Source organism: Xanthomonas protegens (genome assembly GCF_038442435.1).
In the GTDB taxonomy this organism is placed as follows: Bacteria; Pseudomonadota; Gammaproteobacteria; order Xanthomonadales; family Xanthomonadaceae; genus Xanthomonas_A; species Xanthomonas_A sontii.
Window position 1 is genome coordinate 37,912 of record NZ_JAQJCQ010000023.1, and the last position, 20,067, is coordinate 57,978.

13 protein-coding genes are annotated in these 20,067 nt (G+C 71.4%); 11 read left to right on the plus strand and 2 right to left on the minus strand.

Annotated elements, in window-relative coordinates:
• The first annotated feature begins 59 nt into the window (after positions 1-59).
• From PIQ37_RS19735 to PIQ37_RS19755, 5 genes are all read left to right on the plus strand, one after another.
• The gene (locus tag PIQ37_RS19735) at positions 60-1,409 is read left to right on the plus strand and encodes an MFS transporter (RefSeq protein ID WP_342074766.1); all 1,350 of its coding nucleotides are present in this window, start codon (positions 60-62) and stop codon (positions 1,407-1,409) included.
• A 168-nt stretch (positions 1,410-1,577) separates the two neighbouring features.
• Positions 1,578-2,177: a GTP cyclohydrolase I FolE gene (gene folE / locus PIQ37_RS19740; protein ID WP_342074767.1), complete on the plus strand. Its 600-nt coding sequence runs from the start codon at positions 1,578-1,580 to the stop codon at positions 2,175-2,177.
• 31 nt (positions 2,178-2,208) lie between these two features.
• Entirely contained in the window at positions 2,209-3,678 is a 1,470-nt protein-coding gene (locus tag PIQ37_RS19745) for a DUF3375 domain-containing protein (RefSeq protein WP_342074768.1), read from the plus strand.
• A complete protein-coding gene (locus PIQ37_RS19750) occupies positions 3,665-4,354 on the plus strand; it encodes a DUF4194 domain-containing protein (RefSeq protein ID WP_342074769.1) in 690 nt (229 codons plus the stop codon). The genes PIQ37_RS19745 and PIQ37_RS19750 overlap by 14 nt, the downstream gene beginning before the upstream one ends.
• Positions 4,355-4,449: 95 nt before the next feature.
• Positions 4,450-8,274 carry an ATP-binding protein gene (locus PIQ37_RS19755; RefSeq protein ID WP_342074770.1) on the plus strand — a complete coding sequence of 1,275 codons (3,825 nt, stop codon included), beginning with the start codon at positions 4,450-4,452 and terminating at the stop codon, positions 8,272-8,274.
• Positions 8,275-8,331: 57 nt separating this feature from the next.
• Here the strand turns inward: PIQ37_RS19755 and PIQ37_RS19760 are convergent, their stop codons facing one another.
• Positions 8,332-9,105, minus strand: a complete 774-nt coding sequence (locus PIQ37_RS19760; protein WP_342074771.1) for a sulfite exporter TauE/SafE family protein — start codon at positions 9,103-9,105, stop codon at positions 8,332-8,334.
• A gap of 96 nt (positions 9,106-9,201) precedes the next feature.
• Between PIQ37_RS19760 and PIQ37_RS19765 the strand changes: the two genes are divergently transcribed.
• The 6 genes from PIQ37_RS19765 (at position 9,202) to bphP (ending at position 18,546) form a co-directional block, all read left to right on the plus strand.
• A complete protein-coding gene (locus PIQ37_RS19765) occupies positions 9,202-9,594 on the plus strand; it encodes a YchJ family metal-binding protein (RefSeq protein WP_342074772.1) in 393 nt (130 codons plus the stop codon).
• Positions 9,595-9,894: 300 nt separating this feature from the next.
• Positions 9,895-11,388 carry a GGDEF domain-containing protein gene (locus PIQ37_RS19770; protein WP_342074773.1) on the plus strand — a complete coding sequence of 498 codons (1,494 nt, stop codon included), beginning with the start codon at positions 9,895-9,897 and terminating at the stop codon, positions 11,386-11,388.
• Positions 11,389-11,555: 167 nt separating this feature from the next.
• Positions 11,556-13,853, plus strand: a complete 2,298-nt coding sequence (locus tag PIQ37_RS19775; RefSeq protein ID WP_342074774.1) for a lytic murein transglycosylase — start codon at positions 11,556-11,558, stop codon at positions 13,851-13,853.
• A 777-nt stretch (positions 13,854-14,630) separates the two neighbouring features.
• Entirely contained in the window at positions 14,631-15,881 is a 1,251-nt protein-coding gene (locus PIQ37_RS19780; protein WP_342074775.1) for a TCR/Tet family MFS transporter, read from the plus strand.
• Between the two features lie 158 nt (positions 15,882-16,039).
• Positions 16,040-16,639 (plus strand): biliverdin-producing heme oxygenase, encoded by a 600-nt coding sequence (locus PIQ37_RS19785; protein WP_342074776.1) that lies wholly within the window; start codon positions 16,040-16,042, stop codon positions 16,637-16,639.
• The gene (gene bphP / locus PIQ37_RS19790) at positions 16,636-18,546 is read left to right on the plus strand and encodes a bacteriophytochrome BphP (RefSeq protein ID WP_342074777.1); all 1,911 of its coding nucleotides are present in this window, start codon (positions 16,636-16,638) and stop codon (positions 18,544-18,546) included. Before PIQ37_RS19785 ends, bphP begins: the two co-directional genes overlap by 4 nt.
• Positions 18,547-18,567: 21 nt before the next feature.
• On the opposite strand, the gene PIQ37_RS19795 is transcribed toward bphP, so the two are convergent.
• Positions 18,568-19,746 carry a benzoate/H(+) symporter BenE family transporter gene (locus PIQ37_RS19795; RefSeq protein ID WP_342074778.1) on the minus strand — a complete coding sequence of 393 codons (1,179 nt, stop codon included), beginning with the start codon at positions 19,744-19,746 and terminating at the stop codon, positions 18,568-18,570.
• Positions 19,747-20,067: the final 321 nt, after the last annotated feature.

Below are 20,067 nucleotides of genomic sequence, written 5' to 3' on the forward strand. Positions count from 1 at the left end.
ACAGGATCCTCGCAAGTGCCTGCCTATACTCCGTGACGTCCATCCATGAGGCCCATCGCATGAGTGCATCCACCTCTTCGTCCGCCGCCGCCGCACCGGGCAGCCTGCGCCGCTCGGTGTCCAACACGCTCAAGGGCTCGGCCGGCAACCTGGTGGAGTGGTACGACGTCTACGTCTATTCGGTGTTCGCCACCTACTTCGAATCGCAGTTCTTCTCCAAGGAGGACAAGAACGCCACGCTGTACGTGTGGGCGATCTTCGCGGTGACCTTCCTGATGCGCCCGATCGGCGCCTGGTACTTCGGCCGCTTCGCCGACCGCTACGGCCGCCGCCTGGCGCTGACGGTGTCGGTGTCGGTGATGGCGGCCTGTTCGTTCCTGATCGCGGTGACGCCCACCGTGGCCAGCATCGGCGGCGCCGCGGCGGTGGTGCTGCTGCTGGCGCGCCTGCTGCAGGGCTTCGCCACCGGCGGCGAGTACGGCACCAGCGCTACCTATATGTCCGAGGCGGCAATTCCGGGGCGGCGCGGCTTCCTGTCCTCGTTCCACTACGTCACCCTGGTCGGCGGCCATGTGCTGGCGCAGGCGGTGCTGTTCGGCATGCTGCACTTCTTCGACAAGGGCCAGATTTCCGAATGGGGCTGGCGCGTGGCCTTCGGCCTGGGCGGCATCGGCGCGCTGGTGGTGTTCTGGCTGCGGCGCACGATGGACGAGTCGCTGACCTCCGAGTCCATTGCCGCGGCCAAGCAGGGCAAGGACACGTCTTCCGGCTCGCTGCGCGAGCTGTTCGTGCACCAGTGGCGCCCGCTGCTGCTGTGCTTCCTGATCACCGCCGGCGGCACCGTGGCGTTCTACACCTACTCCGTGACCGGGGCGAAGATGATCCAGACCGCCTTCGCCGGCGACGACGTGATGGCCGGCACCATCATCAACCTGGCCGCGCTGATCGTGCTGATGCTGATGCAGCCGGTGGGCGGCTGGCTGTCGGACATCATCGGGCGCAAGACCCTGCTGGTGTTCTTCGGCATCGGCGGCGTGCTCTACACCTGGTTCCTGGTGCTGGAGCTGCCCAGGCAGAGCGACTGGCTGAGCGCGTTCGCGATCCTCACCATCGGCTTCGTCATCCTCACCGGCTACACCTCGATCAACGCGGTGGTGAAGGCCGAGCTGTTCCCCACCCACATCCGCGCGCTGGGCGTGGGCCTGGGCTATGCGCTGGCCAATTCGGCGTTCGGCGGCACCGCGCCGCTGCTGTACCAGGCCTCGCTGAAGACCGGCCACGTCACCACCTTCGTCTGGTACGCCACGGCGGTGATCGCGGTGTCGCTGGTGGTGTACATGTTCTTCCTGACCAACAAGGGGTCCAACTGGCTCGACCACGAGGGCGAGATGCGCGCGCGCCGGCGCTGACCGGCGCGGCGCCGGCCCAGGCGATGCGCGTGCCGCCCGGGCGCGGAGCAGGCGGACGCTGAACGGCGCACCCGGTATCGGCCGGGTCGCCTCGCCGCGCGGAGGCCGCGCATGCGGCGGCTGCCAGGCGACTCGGGTACCATGCAGCCCCCTTACGGGCGTTCCCCCATGGCCGATTCCGACAACAGCTCCACTCCCCCGGTGACCCAGGCGCAGGCCGAAGACGCAGTGCGCATCCTGCTGCGCTGGGCCGGCGAGGACCCCACCCGCGAGGGCCTGCTGGACACCCCGCGGCGCGTGGCCGAGGCCTATGGCGACTGGTTCAGCGGCTATCGCGCAGACCCGCGCGAGTACCTGCTGCGCACCTTCGAGGAAGTGGCCGGCTACGACGAGCTGATCGTGCTGCGCGACATCGAGTACGAAAGCCACTGCGAACACCACATGGCGCCGATCATCGGCAAGGTCCACGTCGGCTACCTGCCGCGCGGCAAGGTGGTGGGCATCAGCAAGCTGGCGCGCGTGGTCGAGGCCTATGCGCGGCGCTTCCAGGTGCAGGAGAAGATGACCGCGCAGATCGCCCAGTGCATCCAGGACGTGCTGCAGCCGCTGGGCGTGGGCGTGGTGGTGGAAGGCGCGCACGAGTGCATGACCACCCGCGGCATCCACAAGCGCGGCGTCAGCATGGTCACCTCGAAGATGCTCGGCACCTTCCGCGAGGACGCGCGCACCCGCGCCGAGTTCCTGCGCTTCATCGAGCGCGTGCGCTGAGTCTGCGGATGCGGTGGCGGTCGGTTCCTGCATGAAGCCGCATGTCCGGATCGCCGGCTATCGCCAGTTGCGCGAACAGCCGTTGTGGAAGCTGCTCGCCGCCGACCATGCCCCCGAGCTGATCGGTCTGCTGCAGACCCTGCTCGGCGACGCCCAGCGGCGGCTGCCGGCCGACGTGTTGCACGAGCGCCTGCAGCGCCAGCTCGATGCGCTGAAGGACGACGAGCTCTCGCGCGAACTGCCGCGCACCGCCCAGGCCTACGTGGCGCACTGGCTGGCGCAGGGCTGGCTGGAGCGGCGCCTGCCCGAAGGCGACGCGCAGGAAGAATACGAACTGTCGCGGCAGGCGGCGCAGGCCATCCGCTTCATCGCCGGCGTGCGCGACAGCGCCAGCGTGGCCACCGAGAGCCGGCTGTCGCTGGTGATCCAGCAGCTGGTGCAACTGGCCGGGCAGACCGAGACCGATCCGGACGCGCGCCTGGCCGCGCTGCGCGCTGAGCGCGAGCGCCTGGATGCGGAGATCGAGCGCGTGGCCGCCGGCAAGCTGGCCGCGCTGGACGGCAAGCGCGCGCTGGAACGCACCCGCGACATCATCCGCCTGTCCGACGACCTGACCGAGGATTTCCGCCGGGTCCGCGACGATTTCGAGCGGCTCAACCGCGAGTTCCGCGAGCGCATCATCGACGACGAAGGCGCGCGCGGCGACGTGTTGGAAAAGCTGTTCGCCGGCATCGACGTCATCGGCGAGAGCGAGGCCGGGCGCAGTTTCCAGGCGTTCTGGAGCCTGCTCAACGACGCCGAGCAGAGCGTGCAGCTGGACGCGGCGCTGGAGGCGCTGCTGGCGCGCGGTTTCGCCCGCCGTCTGGACCGCCACGAACGCGCCTTCCTGCGCGGGCTCACCGGCACCCTGCTCGAACGCGGCGGCCAGGTGCACGAGGTGATGCAGCATTTCGCGCGCAGCCTGCGTGGCTTCGTGCAGAGCCGCGGTTACCTGGAACAGCGCCGGCTCAACCAGCTGCTGAAGCAGGCGCAGGGCGAGGCGCTGCAGTTGCGCGATCACCTGCATGCCACCGCCGCCACCGGCTACGTGCTGCCGCTGAGCAGCGCGCGGCTGCGCTCGCCGTCGCAGTGGCGCCTGCACGACCCGCGCAGCCAGCAGGTGGATGGGCGCGTGCAGGCGGCCGAGGCGGCGACGATCTCGCTGGACAGCGTCGGCGACCTGGTGGCGCAGTCGGAGATCGACCTGCGCGGCCTGCGCAACGACCTGCACGACCTGCTTGGCCGCCAGCCGCAGCTGAGCATCGGCGAGGCGCTGCGGCAGCGCCCGGCGGCGCAGGGCCTGGGCAGCGTGATCGGCTACCTGGCGCTGGGCACCCGCCATGGCGTGGTGGTCGACGGCGAATGGGAAGCGGTGCAATGGGAGGGCGGTGACGGCCAGGTCCGGCGCGCGCGCATCCCGCTGGTGTGGTTCACCAAGGAAAAACGCAATGAAATGGTCTGACGAATTCCACGGCCACGATGCGGATGCCGGCGACGCCGCTGCGGCCGCCGCCACTTCCGCTACGGCCGAGGCCTGCACCGCGTTGTTCGCCGGCGACAGCGGCAGTCTGCCGCTGGAGGCGCGGCGCGCGCTGTGCCAGCTGCTGTCCGGCCCCAGCGTCGATGCCTACCGGCACGGCCCGCTGTGGCAGGCCTTGCTGCGCCACGAGGCCGCGATCCGCCGCGTCCTGAGCGAGCTGTTCCTGGAACTGGTGCTGGACCGCGATGGCGGTGTGGCGTTCGCGCGCCAGGCCGACACCGGCGAGCTGGAGACCCCGGCGTTGCTGCGCACCGCGCCGCTGACCTTCATCGAGTCGGTGCTGCTGCTGTTCCTGCGCCAGCAACTGGCCGAGGCCGACACCCGCGGCGAGCGTGCGGTGGTCGACGAGGCGCAGCTGCTGGAAGTGCTGTCGGTGTACGAGAAGAACATGTCCACCGACCGCGCCGGCTTCGCCCGGCGGGTGCTGGCGGCGATCGCCAAGATGCGCGACAACCACCTGCTGTCCAAGCTGCGCGGCAGCGAGGACCGCTACGAAGTCTCGCCCGCGCTGAAGCTGCTGTTCTCGGCCGAGGACGTGCAGGCGCTGTCGGCGGCCTATCGCGGCCTGCGCGACGGCGTGGCCGAGGCGGCGCCTTGACCGGCCCGCGCCCGCACGTCGCGCACGCCTAGCGCCGGCCTTGCCCCGTGCGCCGGCCGCCGTGGCGGCCGTCCCCGTTTTCCGATGAGTTCCCGATGACGTCCCTGTCCGAATCGTCCACCGTCCCCGTCGCCCCGTCCCTGTTCGCCGAGACCCTGGCCGAGCAGCGCGCGCAGCAGTACCGCATGCGCCGCCTGCAGGTGCACAACTGGGGCACCTTCAACGGCCTGACCGATGTGCCGATCGCCGAGAAGGGCTTCCTGTTCGTCGGCCGCTCCGGCTCGGGCAAGTCGACCCTGCTCGATGCGATGTCGGCGCTGCTGACGCCGCCGAGCATCGTCGATTTCAACGCCGCCGCGCGCGAGGCCGAGCGCAGCGGCCGCGACCGCAGCCTGGTGTCCTACGTGCGCGGCGCCTGGGCCGACCAGCAGGACAGCGCCTCCGGCGAGATCGCCACCCAGTACCTGCGCAAGGGCGCGACCTGGTCGGCGCTGGCGCTGGAGTACCGCAACGCGCAGGGCCAGGCGGTGAGCCTGGTGCGGCTGTTCTGGATCGCCGGCAGCGGCACCGCCGCGGCCGACGTGCGCAAGCACTACATGGTGGTGCCGCGCGGCTTCGACGTGGCCGCCGAACTGGACGGCTTCGACCTGGACCTGCGCCGGCTCAAGCTGCGCCTGGGCGAGGACGTGCATCACTTCGACAGCTTCGCCGGCTATGCCGAACGCTTCCGCCACCTGCTCGGCATCGGCAACGAGATGGCGCTGCGGCTGCTGCACAAGACCCAGTCGGCGAAGAACCTGGGCGACCTCAACGCCTTCCTGCGCAGCTTCATGCTCGACGAGCCGCGCACCTTCGAGGCGGCAGACCGCCTGGTCGAGGACTTCGCCGAACTCGACGGCGCCCACCACGCGGTGGTGACCGCGCGGCGCCAGGTGGAAACCCTGACCCCGGCGCGCGACTACCACGCCGAACTGCTGGCGCTGCGGCGCGGCGTCGGCGAGCTGCGCGAACTGCAACTGGGCATCGACGGCTACCGCGAGCAGCGCCGGCTGGGCCTGCTGGACGCGCGCCTGCAGGAACTGGACACGCAGGACCGCGGCCTGGCCGGCGAGGAAGGGCAGCGCCGCGAGGCGCTGGACAACCACGAGCAGACCCTGGCCGAGCTGGAGACGCAGCAGCGCGCGCAGGGCGGCGAACAGGTCGAGGCGCTGGAGCGCGAACGCGGCCGCGTCGAGCGCGAGCGCGACGAGCGCATGCGCCGCCGCAGCCAGGTCGAACAGGCCTGCCGCCAGCTCGGCATGGGCCTGGCCGGCAGCGCCAGCGGCTTCGCCGAACAGGTGGCGCAGGCGCGCGCGCTGCGCGACGGCGTCGCCGGCGAGGCCAGCAGCCTGGACGAGGCGATCGCCGAACGCATGGCCGAGCGCCGCGAGGACGAGCGCCGCTTCGCGGTCATCCGCACCGAGATCGAGGCGCTGCTGAAGGCGCCCTCGAGCATTCCCGCGCCGATGCAGGCGCTGCGCGCGCGGCTGTGCGCCGAGACCGGCCTGTCCGAAGCCGCCCTGCCGTTCGTCGGCGAGCTGGTGCAGGTGGAGGCCGACCAGGCCGCCTGGCGCGGCGCCATCGAGCGCGTGCTGCACGGCTTCGCGCAGTCGCTGCTGGTCGACGAACGCCACTACGCCAGCGTCGCCGACTGGGTCAACAAGACCCAGCTCGGCACCCGCCTGGTGTACTTCCGGGTGCGCCACAACGCGCCGCTGCAGCAGCGCGAGCCCGATGCCAAGTCGCTGCTGCGCAAGCTGGAGTTGCGCGACCATGCCTATGCGCCGTGGCTGCGCCAGGAACTGGCGCGGCGCTTCGACTACACCTGCGTCGATACCGTGGCGCAGTTGCGCGATGCTGAGCGCGCGATCACCCGCGAGGGCCAGGTCAAGCATCCGGGCGACCGCTACGAAAAGGACGACCGCCACGCCGTCGGCGACCGCAAGCGCTGGCTGCTCGGCTACGACAACCGCGACAAGCTCAAGGTCTTCGAGCGCGAGGGGCAGACCCTGGCGCAGCGCATCGCCGCCTGCGACGCCGACGTCGCCGCCCTGCGCAAGCAGCGCGAGCAGGACCAGGGCCGGCAACTGGCCGCGCACACCCTGGCCGAGCGCGAGTGGGACGAGATCGACGTCGCGCCCAAGCTGCAGCGCCTGAGCGACATCGCCGAGCAGTTGCTGCAGTTGCGCGAGGGCGACACCGCGCTGCGCGCGCTGGGCGAGCAGATCGCCACCGTCCGCGCGCGCCGCGACCAGGCGCGCCGCACCTACGAGGACGTGCGCCTGGAGCGCGCGCAGGTGAGTCGCGAGCGCGCGCGCCTGGAAGCGCAGCGCGAGACCTGCGCCGCGCGCGTGGCCACCGCGGTGATCGGCCCGGCGCAGGTCGCAGGGCTGGACGCGCGGCTGGCGGCGCTGCCGCCGCTGAGCCTGGACAACCTGGAAGCGCATCTGCGCAGCGTCGAGCGCGGGCTCGGCGAACAGCTGGCGCAGAGCCAGGCGCAGGACGCGCGGCTGAGCCAGCAGGTGCTGGACTGCTTCCGCCGCTACTGCCAGCAGTGGCCGGAGGACAGCGGCGACTTCACCGTCAGCCTGGCCAGCGCCGACGATTTCCTGGCGCGCCTGCAGCGCCTGGAGAGCGACGGCCTGCCGCGCCACGAAGGCCGCTTCTTCGACCTGCTGCAGACCCAGAGCAAGAACAACCTGCTGGCCCTGCAGCGCTACACCGCCGAAGCGCACAAGGCGATCAAGCAGCGCATGGACGAGGTCAACGCCAGCCTGGAACAGGTGCCGTTCAACCGCGGCACCCTGCTGACCATCGAGGTCAGTGACCGGCGCCTGCTCGAGGTGCAGGAGTTCCAGCAGCAGTTGCGCGCCGTGCTCGGCCACCAGCAGACCGAGGACCGCGCGCTGGCCGAGGCGCAGTTCGCCATGCTGCGCGGCCTGGTGCAGCGGCTCGGTGCGCAGGAGCCGGAGCTGCGGCGCTGGCGCGAGCAGGTGCTGGACGTGCGCCAGCACGTGGAGTTCGTCGGCGTGGAACTGGACGCCGACAGCCGCGCGCAGGTGGAGATCTACCGCAGCGGCGCCGGCAAGTCCGGCGGCCAGCGGCAGAAGCTGGCCACCACCTGCCTGGCCGCAGCACTGCGCTACCAGCTCGGCGGCGAGGACGGCGAACTGCCGCGTTATGCTGCGGTGGTGCTGGACGAGGCCTTCGACAAGGCCGATAACGAATTCACCGCGCTGGCGATGAACATCTTCGAGAACTTCGGCTTCCAGATGGTGGTGGCCACGCCGCTGAAGTCGGTGATGACGCTGGAGCCGTTCATCGGCGGCGCCTGCTTCGTCGAGATCAGCGGCCGCCACAACTCCGGCGTGCTGCTGATCGAATACGACGAGCAGGCGCACCGTTTGAAGCTGCCCGAGCGCAGCCGCAACGAGGCGGCGACGCCTGCGGTGGGGTCGTCCGTGGCGGTGGTGGATCAGGCCGACGGCGAGCTGCCGCCGCTGCCGACCGCTGCCGCAGCGGACGCAACCGCGGAGACCGTCGCAGACGCCGTTGCCACGCCGGCGCGCGCATCCGGCAAGGCGCGCGCTGGCCGCAGTAACAGCGTGCAACAGCCGACCACGCTCAAGACGCCGTCAGCGACGTCCGGCAAACGTACACGTACTGCTGGCGCGACGCCTGCGGCCAAGGCTCCATCGGTAAAGGCGTCACGCAAGTCCGCTGCGGCTGCGGCCGCTGCACCTCCGTCCACCGCAAGTCGGTCGGCGGCGCGCGCGGCCTCGACGAAGACCGCAAAAGCCGCCACAGCCAGCAAACCTGCGAAGCCGGCCAAGGCTGCGGCGCGCAAGACGCCGCCGACCGCCAAGCGCCGCGACGGCTAAGCGGTGCTGGCGGCCGCGTCGGGAGGACGGGCACGCGCCCATCGCGCCGCGCTGCACTCAGTGCAGCAGATCCCAGCCCATCTTGCCGATCAGCACCACCACCAGCACCAGGAACAACTGCCGGATCAACGGCGTGCCGCCGCGCAGCGCCAGTCGCGTGCCGGTTACCGCGCCGGCCACGTTGGCCACGGCCATCGGCACCGCCGCGGCCAGCAGGATCTTGCCGCTGGGCACGAAGAAGCACAGCGCGGCCAGGTTGGTGGCCAGGTTCACCACCTTCGATGCGGCCGAGGCGCGCAGGAAATCCAGGCCGAAGAAGCGGATGAACAGGAAGATCAGGAAGCTGCCGGTGCCCGGGCCGAAGAAGCCGTCGTAGAACCCGATCGCCGCGCCGATCGCCAGGGCGATCGCCAGTTCGCGGCGGCCGATGTGGCGTGGCCGGTGCAACGCGCCGAAGTCCTTCTTGACCAGCGTGTAGCCCAGCATCGCGATCAGAAGCGCCAGGATCAGCGGGCGCACCGCCTGTTTCGGCAGCAGGCTCACCGCGGTGGCGCCGAGGAAGGCGAACACGAACGCGGCGGCGGTCGCGTACAGCACCGGCCGCCACGGCAAGCGCACGTGGCGCGCGTAGCGCCAGGCGGCGGTGCCGGTGCCGGCCATGGAACTGAACTTGTTGGTGCCCAGGATCACGGCGGGCGCCTGTTGCGGCAAGGTCGCGAACAGCCCGGGCAACTGGATCAGGCCGCCGCCGCCCACCGCCGCGTCCACCAGCCCGGCGACGAAGGCGATGCACAGCAGCCAGGGCAGTTCGGTGGGGATCGACTCGAGCACGCCGGCGCTCCGCGCAAGGGGCCGCAAGCATAGCCGCCACCGGCCGCGACGCGTGCGCGGCGTGCGCCGTGTCGCCGCAGCCGGCACAATCGGCACATGTCCCGGTCCGCCCCACGCCTTGCCGATCCCTGCCCCTGCGGCCGTCCGCGCGACTATGCGCAGTGCTGCGGGCCGTACCACGCCGGCGCCGCCGCGCCCGATGCCGAAAGCCTGATGCGCTCGCGCTACAGCGCCTACGTGCGCCGCGACGCCGATTACCTGCGCGCCAGTTGGCATCCGTCCACGCGCCCGGCGGATCTTGCACTGGATACGCATACCACCTGGCTCGGCCTGACCGTGCAGCGGGTCGTCGACACCGGCGCAGACACCGCCGAGGTCGCCTTTCTCGCCCGCTATCGCATCGGCGGCGGCAGCGCCGTGCGCATGACCGAACATAGCCGTTTCGTACGCGAAGACGGCCGTTGGTATTACCTGGACGCGCTGGACTGACGCCATGGCCAGGCGCGGCATCGGAGTTCCGCCCGCTGGCCGAGACGGGGTGTCGTGTCCGCCGAGCCTGCCGTCGTGACGCCTGCCGAGTTTCCCGCGCTCTTCGCCCGGTTGCGCCGCTGGCGTCGCCACGGCCACGCATTCCTCTGCGGCTGCTTGCTGCTCGCCAGCCAGGGCGCCATGGCGGCGCCCACACCCATGCCGGCGCTGGAAGGCGCCTGGCGCCCAGTCGCCGCGGCCGACCGCGGGGTGCCGCCATCGCCCGCCGATCCGGCTTTGCAGCGTTTCGATCCGAGCCGGTTGACCAAGTTGCAAGGCGGCGAGGCCGGCGTCTGGGTGCTGTTGTGGCCGGCGCAGGGGCCATGGCCGCCGGCGCCGTGGGTGCTGGAGGTGCCCAGTCCTGCCTTGCAGCGGGTCACCTTGTTTGCACCGGTCGCCGGCGCGGCGCCGCAGCAGCGCGGGTTGATGCGCGACGACCCGCAGGCGTTGCCCGGCAATGGCCGTCTCGGCTTCCGCGTCGACGTCGCCCCACCCGCCGGGCAACCGCTGCGGCTGTGGGTGGACCAGCGCGGGGTCATGGCGGGTGCACTGCGCTTCCAGCTGCGCAGCGAGTCCGACTACCTGCGTCAGGACGGCCGCTGGCTGGTGGTCGCCAGCCTGAGCTTCGCGATCATGCTGAGCATGGCGGCGATGGCGTTGGTGTTTGCCTGGCGCCTGCGCGAGGCGACGTTCCTGTACTACGCCGTCTACGTGCTTGGCTACGGCCTGGTGATGGCGCTTGAGACCGGCTACGTGGTGCATCCGCTGGGCCTGGAAATGCTCGGCCAGGCCGCGCGGTTCTGGGGTCGCCTGGGCGTCGCCACGTCGATCGTGGCGGCGGTGCTGTTCCTGGAACGCTTCGCCGACCTGGAGCAGTACCTGCCGCGCGCGCGGCGCTGGCTGCGCGGCTATGCGCTGCTGGTGGCGCTGATCGCGCTGCCGGCGCTGCTACCGCTGCCGTGGCTGGACGCGCTCGGCCGGGCGCTGGTCAACCCGCTGCTGATCCTCGGCGGGCCGCTGCTGCTCGGCGTCGCAGTGGCGGCGGCATGGCGCGGCGCGCGCTACGCGCGGCTGTTCCTGCTCGGCTGGACGCCGTTGCTGGTGGTCACCGCGCTCGGCAGCCTGCAGGGCTTCGGCATGGTGGTGCACTGGACCTGGAGCGAAGAGGCTGCCTTGGCGGCCGGCGCGTTCGAGGCACTGGTGTTGTCGCTGGGCTTGGCCGAGCGCAGTACCTCGCTGCGCCGCGACCGCGACCAGGCGCGACAACTGGCCGACCTGGATCCGTTGACCGGCCTGCTCAACCGCCGCGCCTGGCACGAGCGCCTGACCGCGCTGAAACAGGCCAGCCGGCGCCGGCGGCAACCGTTGGCGCTGATGTTCCTGGACGTGGACCACTTCAAGCGGCTCAACGACCGCTACGGCCACCGTGCCGGCGACGACGGCCTGCGCGCGCTGGCCCAGGCGCTGCGCGAGGAGCTGCGCGGCGACGACCTGATCGGCCGTTACGGCGGCGAGGAATTCGTGATCGCGCTGCCCGGCCTCGATGCGGCGCAGGCCACCCCGATCGCCGAGCGCATCCGTGAGCGCTTCCGCGTCCAGGCCGCGCTGGCGTTTCCCGACCTGCAGCCGACGGTGAGCATCGGCGTGGTCCAACTGCGTCCCGCCGACGATGCCAACGGCCTGGTGCAGCGTGCCGACGAGGCGCTGTACGCGGCCAAGAGCGGCGGCCGCAACCGCGTGGTCGCGGTGCATTGAATGAGCGCCGTGCCGCGGTGCCCCGGGATCGGGGCGGGTGGCGATGCTGCTCCACACCGGCTCACGACCCCAGCACGACCGCCACCGCGCGGGCGCATCGCGCCACGTGAGCAGCCATTCCCCACGGTTGTTTATGATGTCCGGCCTGCTGTTGGCGAGGAACTCCGATGAAGCGTTTCGCCTGGGCCTTGCTGCTGGCCGCGCCTTGCATCGCCGCGCAGACCCTGCCCGCGTCACCGCCCGTGGCGCCCGACCCCGCGTTCGTCGGCTGCCTGTCCACGCTGCGCACGGCGGCCGCCAAGAGCGGCGTGACCACCGCCGCGTTCGATCGCTTCACCGCCGGCCTGCAGCCGGACCCGAGCGTGCTGCCGCTGCTCGACGCCCAGCCCGAGTTCACCACGCCGATCTGGGATTACCTGGCCGGCCTGGTCGACAGCCAGCGCATCGACGACGGCCGCGCCATGCTCGCCACGCACCGCGACCTGCTCGCGCAGGTGGCGCAGAAGTACGGTGTCGACCCGGAGACGGTGGTCGCGGTGTGGGGCGTGGAGAGCGACTACGGCCGCATCTCCGGCAAGCGTCCGCTGCTGGTGTCGCTGCTGACCCTGTCCTGCGAAGGCCGCCGCCAGCCGTTCTTCCGCAGCGAACTGTTCGCGCTGCTGAAGCTGCTGCAGGCCGGCGACCTGCGGCCCGAGGGCCTGACCGGGTCCTGGGCCGGCGCCTTCGGCCATACCCAGTTCATGCCCAGCACCTACGCCCGCGTCGCCGTGGACGGCGATGGCGACGGCCGCCGCGACCTGGTCGCCAGCATTCCCGATGCGCTCGCCTCCACCGCCAACTACCTCAAGCTGGCCGGCTGGCAGAGCGGCCAGCCGTGGGGGCTGGAGGTGAAGCTGCCGGCGGGCTTCGACCCGGCGCTGGCCGGGCGCACCCAGCGCCGGCCGCTGTCGGACTGGCGCGCGCGTGGCCTCACCGCCGCCGATGGCAGCGCGCTGCCGGCCCTGGCCGCGCAGACGCCGGCGGCGGTGCTGATCCCGGCCGGCGTACATGGCCCGGCGTTCCTGGTGTTCCGCAACTACGACGCGATCTACGCCTACAACGCCGCCGAAAGCTACGCGCTGGCGATCGCGCTGCTGTCCGACCGGCTGCGCGGCAAGCCGGGGCTGGTCGCGGCCTGGCCGACCGACGACCCCGGCCTGGGCCGCCCCGAGCGGCGCGAACTGCAGACCCTGCTGCTGGCGCGCGGCCACGCCATCGGCCAGGCCGACGGCGCCATCGGCACCGCCACCCGCCGCGCTATCCAGGCCGAGCAGCAACGCCTGGGCCTGCAGCCGGCCGACGGTCGCGCCGGGCAACGCATCCTCGATGCACTGCGTCGCGAGGCGGGCAGTCCGCCCGCGGCACCCGCGCCGACACCGGCCACGCCGCCGCAGCCGCCTGCACCGGCAACGTCGCCCGCACCCGCACCCGCACCGACGCCGGCACCCACCACGCCGCCCGCAACGACGCCATTCGGCGCCAAGCCACCCACCGCATTTCGGCTGCCGGCCGCTTACCCAGCCTTCGCCCAATCCCCCGCGCCACGGAGCATCCACCCCATGTCCGACGTCCCCGGCCTGAGCACAGGCGACTTCCACGGCTATCCCTCGCTGCTGGTGGAGACCCCGCAGTCCACCGCCGCGATCAGCCTGTTCGGCGGCCAGGTACTGTCGTTCGTGCCCAAGGGCGGCACTGACGCGCTGTGGCTGTCGCCGGACGCGCAGCCCACGCCGACCCCGATCCGCGGCGGCACCCCGGTGTGCTGGCCGTACTTCGGCCGCCAGGGCCAGAGCGACGCCGTGCCCGCGCACGGCTTCGTGCGCACCGTGCCGTGGCAGTTGCAGGATGCGCGGCGCGAGCCCGACGGCAGCCTGGTGCTGACCCTGGCGCCGCCCGACTTCGACGACCTGCCGCTGCGCCTGCGCATGCAGTTGCGCATCGGCGCCACCCTGGAGCAGCGCTTGGTCACCGACAACGTCGGCACGGTGCCGGCCCGCTTCACCCAGGCGCTGCACAATTACTTCCGCGTCGCCGACGCCACCCAGGTGCGGGTGCAGGGCCTGGATGGACTGGACTACCTCGACAAGTTCGAGAACTACGCCACGCCGCATCGCCAGCACGGCGACTGGAGCCTGCAGGATCCGCGCGACCCCGGCCGCAGCGACCGCATCTACACCGGTGCCGGCGGCCGCTACACCCTGCTGGACCCGGGCCTGCAGCGCCGCATCGAGATCGCGACCACCGGCAGCCGCACGCTGGTGGCCTGGAACCCGGGCGAGGCCGGCGCACAGAAGATGGCCGACGTCGGCCCGCACTGGCGCCAGTTCGTGTGCCTGGAAGCGGCCAACGCCGGACCCGAGGTGATCGAACTGGCGCCGGGCGCTCAGCATGTGCTGCAGCAGACGATTTCCGTCGTGGCGTTGTGACCGCGGCCGGACGGCGGCCCGGCGGTCGGCATCGGTGACGGCCCGGCCGTGATCGCGGCGCCGGTGCGCCTTGCTGGCATGCGTCGCGCCGCTGCTGCGCCGGACCCTCACCCCCGCCCCCTCTCCCGGCGGGAGAGGGGAGTCGCTCGGTGTAGCCGGACGTGGTGCCGATGCAATCGGGCCAGCGCGCAGACGTCATGGCACCCAATCACCGCAGGAAGCGTCCCGTAGGAGCGGCTTCAGCCGCGACGGGGCCTTCCCAGGTAAAGCCCGGTCGCGGCTGAAGCCGCTCCTACCGTGCAATCCGTATCCGGCCTCGATGGCGCCGGATGCAGGTTATTGGAGGTGCCTTTCAGTCCCAACGCGATGGCCTCTGCGGCCGCGGCTGAACCTGCTCGTCCGCCTTCGGCCTCCGCGGTGATGCGAGAGGGACTTCAGCCCGGCGCGCGATCGGCCAACCTCCCATTGTGGGAGGGACTTCAGTCCCGACGCGATGATCCCGGCCGGCCGCAGTCGGCGCTACGCCTGCGGCCAGCGGTGCAATTGGACTGGCGATGCAAGAGGGGATCGGCCTCCACCTGCGACCGGCCAAGCCGCAGACCATTGTGGGAGGGACTTCAGTCCCGACGCGACGACCTCCGCCGTTCGCGATCGGAATCGTGCCGACCGCACCCAGCCCAGCCACCGCGGTGCGGCAGGCAGGCGGCGCTGTCCACTCCGGTCTCCCGCGCCTGCTGCGGCGCCGATTACACTGCCGCGTCCGCCAGGAGGCCTGCCGTGCACGCTTCGACTCCCGCTGTCCGCTCACGCCGCGCCGCGGTCGCCTTCATCTTCGTCACCCTGCTGATCGACGTGCTGTCCTTCGGCGTCATCATTCCGGTGCTGCCCTCGCTGGTGCGCGGCTTCACCGGCGGCGATTTCGCCGCCGCGGCCAGGTGGGTCGGCTGGTTCGGCTTCCTGTTCGCCGCGCTGCAGTTCGTCAGCTCGCCGCTGCAGGGCGCATTGTCCGACCGCTACGGTCGGCGCCCGGTGATCCTGGCCTCGTGCCTGGGGCTGGGCGTGGACTTCATGGTGATGGCGCTGGCGCAGAGCCTGCCGGTGCTGCTGCTGGCGCGCATGGTCTCCGGCGTGTTCTCGGCCAGCTTCACCTCGGCCAATGCCTACATCGCCGACATCACCCCGCCCGACAAGCGTGCCCAGGCCTACGGCATCATCGGCGCCGCGTTCGGCGTCGGCTTCGTGGTCGGTCCGCTGCTGGGCGGCTGGCTCGGCAGCCTGCACCTGCGCGCGCCGTTCTGGTTCGCCGCCGGGCTGGCCCTGCTCAACTTCCTCTACGGCCTGTGGGTGCTGCCCGAATCGCTGGCGCCGGAACGGCGCACCGCGCGCGTGGACTGGGCGCATGCCAATCCGTTCGGCGCGCTGCGCCTGCTGCAGCGCTACCCGCAGGTGTTCGCGCTGGCCGCGGTGATCTTCTTGGCCAACCTGGCGCACTACGTCTACCCGAGCATCTTCGTCCTGTTCGCCGACTACCGCTTCGGCTGGGGACCGAAACAGGTCAGCTGGGTGCTGGCCCTGGTTGGTGTGTGCAGCATCGTGGTCAACGCCGTGCTGGTGGCGCGGGTGGTGCGCCGCTTCGGCGAGCGCGGGGCGCTGTTGTTCGGCCTGGGCTGCGGCGTGATCGGCTTCGCCATCTACAGCGTGGCCGGCAGCGGCGCGCTGTTCCTGCTCGGCGTGCCGATCAGCGCGCTGTGGGCAGTGGCCGGGCCGGCGGCGCAGGCGATCGTCACCCGCCACGTCGGCGCCGACGCGCAGGGCCGCATCCAGGGCGCACTGATGAGCCTGGTCAGCCTGGCCGGGGTGATCGGGCCGCTCTTGTACGCGTGGGTGTTCGCCGCCTTCATCGGCCCGCATGCGTTGCTGCACTTCCCCGGCGTGCCGTGGCTGCTGGCGGCGCTGTTGCTGGGCGGCGGCTGGATCGTGGCCTGGCGCCGCGCGCGGGTGCCGGCCGCCGGGGTGGCTGGCGGCTGAGGCGCAGCGCGGGCAGTGCGTCCGGCATGAACGGCTCAGCTTGCCGGGATGGGCGTCGTCGCGTCCCACGTGGCTTCGCCTGGCACCGCGCGGTCGCGGTTGTTACGCTGTACCACCTCTTTCGTCGCGGCCGGCCGGCTGCTGTACCAGTCGCCTGCATGATGTCTTCTCCCGACGGAACCGCCCTGCCGTTGACTGCTGCGCGCCTACTGCGCGAGGCCACTGCGCAGCAGCACCAGGCGGTGGAAGACCTGCCGGCGATGCGCGCGCTGATGGACCCGGCGCTGTCGCTGGCCGACTACGTGCAACTGCTGCGTCGCCATCACGCGGTGCTGGCCGGCTGGGAACAGCGCGAAGCGGCCTGGCTGCGCGACTGCGGCGACGCGCAGTGGCAGTACCAGCCGCGCACCCCGCTGCTGGCGCAGGATCTGCATGCCCTGCGGGCAACGCCGCCAGCGCCGCAACCGCTGCCGCCGTCCGCCGAGGCCGGGACCCGTTGGGGCATGCTCTACGTGGTCGAGGGCTCGCGCCTGGGCGGCCGCGTGATCGCCCGGCACCTGCGCCAGACCCTGGCCGGCGCCGCGCCGGCGTTGTCCTATTTCGAACTCGGCCATGCCGACCCAGCCGCCTGGCGACACTTCCAGCAGCGCCTGGAGCAGGCCTTGCCGACCGCGCCGCTGCAGCAGGCCGCAGTCGACGGCGCCCGCGCCATGTTCGCGCACTTCCATACCCACTTCGCCCTGGAGATCGCCGCATGAGCGACATCGTCGTGCCCCTGGACATGGACGCATGCGCACGCGAGCCGATCCATATCCCCGGCTCGGTGCAGCCGCACGGCGTGCTGCTGGTGATCGAGCCGCAGGACGGGCGCATCGTCCAGGCCAGCGCCAGCGCCGCCGACCTGTTCGGCCGGCCGCTGGACGAACTGCTCGAACAGCGCTACGACGCGCTGCTCGTGCTGGAGGATCCGCGCACGCGTCGGCTGCCGGACGCGGCCGAGCGCAGCGACCTGGCCTATGTCGAAGTCGCGCTCAAGCACGCGGCCGCGGCCGCCACGCAGCGCTGGGTCGGCGCCTGGCATCTGTATCCGGAGCAGTGGCTGCTGGAACTGGAGCCGCGCGACGCGCCGCTGGCCGATGCCACCCTGCGCGAAGCGCTGCCGGTGCTGCGCCGGCTGGAGGCCGACCACAGCATCGAGGAGGCCTGCCAGCGCGCCGCCAAGAGCCTGCGCAGCCTGATCGGCTACGACCGGGTGATGATCTACCGCTTCGACGACGACTGGAACGGCGACGTGGTCGCCGAGGCGCGCGCGGCGGAACTGGAGCCGTATCTCGGCCTGCACTATCCGGCCAGCGACATTCCGGCGCAGGCCCGCGCGCTGTACTTGCGCAACCGCGTGCGCCAGATCGCCAACGTCGGCTACGTGCCCTCGCCGATCCAGCCCACCCTGCATCCGCGCCTGCGCGCGCCGGTGGACCTGAGCGACGTCAGCCTGCGCAGCGTCTCGCCGGTGCACCTGGAGTATCTGGCCAACATGGGCGTCACCGCCACGCTGGTGGCCTCGATCGTGGTCAACGATGCGCTGTGGGGCCTGATCGCCTGCCACCACTACCGCCCGTATTTCTGCAACCACGAGATGCGCGACGTCGCCGATGCGTTGAGCCGTGCATTGGCCGGGCGTATCGGTGCGATCAGCGCGGTGGCGCGCGCGCGCACCGAGTCGGTGCTGCTGACCGTGCGCGAGAAGCTGATCACCAACTTCAACGACGCCGAGATGCTCACCGCGTCGATGCTCGACGAGATGGCCTCGGACCTGCTCGACGTGGTCGATGCCGACGGCGTGGCGGTGTTCCACGGCGACCACGTCACCCGCCACGGCATGCTGCCGGCCACCGAGGACCTGGCGCGGATCCGCGAGCAGATCGAGTCCACCCATCACGAGGCGCTGCGCCACGACGCGGTCGGCGCCCTGCATTCGGACCAGATCGGCGAGACCTTCCCGGCGCTGGCCGATCTGGCGCCGCTGGCGGCCGGTTTCATCTTCGTGCCGCTGATGCCGCAGGCGCGCAGCGCGCTGCTGTGGACCCGCCGCGAACAGGTGCGCACGGTCAACTGGGCGGGCAATCCGCAGTTGGCCAAGCTGCAGGACATCGCCGGCTCGCGGCTGTCGCCGCGCAAGAGCTTCGACCTGTGGCAGGAGACCGTGCGTGGCCGCGCACGGCCCTGGTCGCCGATCAGCCTGGAATCGGCACGCAGCCTGCGGGTGCTGATCGAACTGATGGAGCGCAAGCGCTTCCAGCAGGATTTCGCCCTGTTGGAGGCCTCGCTGTCGCGGCTGCGCGAGCCGGTGGCGATCGTCGAGCGCGGCGAGGGCGCGCGGCGCAGCCGCCTGGCCTTCGTCAACGAGGCCTTTGCGGCCCTGTACGAGCGCGAAGTCGCCGAGTTGATCGGCTGCGACCTGGAGCGCCTGTACGCCAGCGAGGCGGTGCTGGCCGAGACCCAGCGCATCGACACCCTGCTGCGGCAGGGACGAGCCGCCTACGTCACCCTGCCGCTGCGCGTGGACGGCACCACGGCCGTGCACCGCCAGTTCGATTTCGAACCGCTGCCCGATCCCTCCGGCGTGCCCAGCCACTGGCTGCTGCAGTTGCGCGACCCGCGCTGAGTCCGGTGTGGCGGCGCAGCCTCAGCGGCTGCGCCGCCACAGCGCCAGCGTCGCCGCACCGGCCAGCAGGCCCCACAGCGCCGCGCCGATCCCGAACAGCGACAGTCCCGACGCGGTGACCAGGAACGCGATCAGCGCCGGCTCGCGCTCGCGTTCCTCGCGCAGCGCCGAGGCCAGGCTGTTGCCGATGGTGCCGAACAGGGCGATGCCGGCGATCGCCATCACCAGTTCCCGCGGAAAGGCCGCGAACAGCGCGGCCACGGTGGCGCCGAACACGCCGATCAGCAGATAGAAGACGCCGGCGAACACCGCGGCCATGTAGCGCCGCTGCGGATCTTCCTGCGCCTCGCGGCCCATGCAGATCGCCGCGGTGATCGCGGCCAGGTTCAGCCCGTAGGCACCGAACGGCGCCAGCACAGTGTTGACCACGCCGATCCAGCTGATGGTCGGCGAGATCGGCACCGCATAGCCGGACGCGCGGATCGCTGCCACCCCGGGCAGGTTCTGCGAGGTCATCGTCACCACGAACAGCGGCAGCGCGATCCCGAACAGCGCCTGCCACGACAGCGTCGGCCACACCAGCACCGGCTGCGCCAGGCGCAACTGCGCCGCCTCCAGATGCAGCGCGCCGTTGCCCGCGGCCACGGCGATGCCGACCAGCAACGTGGCGATCACCGCATAGCGCGGGAAGGTCCGGCGTCCGAGCAGGTAGGTGGCGAACATCGCCAGCGCCATGGCCAGTTGGTGCTGCATCGCCACGAACACGTCCAGGCCGAAGCGCAGCAACACCCCGGCCAGCATCGCCGAGGCCAGCGACAAGGGAATGCGCCGCAGCAGGCGTTCGAACAGGCCGGAGAAGCCGGCGAGCGTGGACAGCAGCGCCACCACCACGAAGGCGCCGATCGCATCGGACAGCGGCAGTCCGCCACCGCTGCCGATCAGCAATGCGGCGCCGGGCGTGGACCAGGCGGTGACCACCGGCATCCGGTAGCGCAGCGACAGTCCGATGCAGGTCAGGCCCATGCCCAGCCCCAGCGCCCACATCCAGGAAGCGATCTGCGCCTGCGAGGCACCGACGCTGCGCGCGGCCTCGAACACGATCGCCGCCGAACTGGTGAAGCCGACGAGCACGGTGACGAAGCCGGCGATCAGCGCAGGCAGTGAAGCGTCGCGCCAGAGCGAGCGGGCAGCAGCGGTCATGCGGAGTTCCATGGGGGAGCGCAGCCTGCATTCTCGGGCAAACGCCGGCGATCGGCTGTGCCGCGCCTTTACCACTTAGAGAGGAGAGCGGGGCAGCACGCAGCGCTGCCAGGGCGCGCAAAAAAACGGTTGACCTTTTTTTCAGTGCCATTAAACTGCGCGGCTCGCTACGCAACTGCCGAGCTTCGGCGCGACAGAGGCAGGCGGGGCCGGAAACACCTAGCGAACATCGGGTGTTGACAGCGTGAAAAAGTCGGTTAATATGGCCGGCTCGCTTCGAGGAAAAGCCTTCGGATTTGGACGAAGAAGCGGCGTCAACCA

What these genes read in the sequence shown, in the direction of transcription:
- PIQ37_RS19735 (WP_342074766.1), top strand. Translation starts at nt 60, where the DNA reads ATGAGTGCATCCACCTCTTCGTCCGCCGCCGCCGCACCGGGCAGCCTG.
- bphP (WP_342074777.1), top strand. Translation starts at nt 16,636, where the DNA reads ATGAGCGACATCGTCGTGCCCCTGGACATGGACGCATGCGCACGCGAG.
- PIQ37_RS19750 (WP_342074769.1), top strand. Translation starts at nt 3,665, where the DNA reads ATGAAATGGTCTGACGAATTCCACGGCCACGATGCGGATGCCGGCGAC.
- folE (WP_342074767.1), top strand. Translation starts at nt 1,578, where the DNA reads ATGGCCGATTCCGACAACAGCTCCACTCCCCCGGTGACCCAGGCGCAG.
- PIQ37_RS19755 (WP_342074770.1), top strand. Translation starts at nt 4,450, where the DNA reads ATGACGTCCCTGTCCGAATCGTCCACCGTCCCCGTCGCCCCGTCCCTG.
- PIQ37_RS19785 (WP_342074776.1), top strand. Translation starts at nt 16,040, where the DNA reads ATGATGTCTTCTCCCGACGGAACCGCCCTGCCGTTGACTGCTGCGCGC.
- PIQ37_RS19795 (WP_342074778.1), bottom strand. Translation starts at nt 19,746, where the DNA reads ATGACCGCTGCTGCCCGCTCGCTCTGGCGCGACGCTTCACTGCCTGCG.
- PIQ37_RS19775 (WP_342074774.1), top strand. Translation starts at nt 11,556, where the DNA reads ATGAAGCGTTTCGCCTGGGCCTTGCTGCTGGCCGCGCCTTGCATCGCC.
- PIQ37_RS19745 (WP_342074768.1), top strand. Translation starts at nt 2,209, where the DNA reads ATGAAGCCGCATGTCCGGATCGCCGGCTATCGCCAGTTGCGCGAACAG.
- PIQ37_RS19765 (WP_342074772.1), top strand. Translation starts at nt 9,202, where the DNA reads ATGTCCCGGTCCGCCCCACGCCTTGCCGATCCCTGCCCCTGCGGCCGT.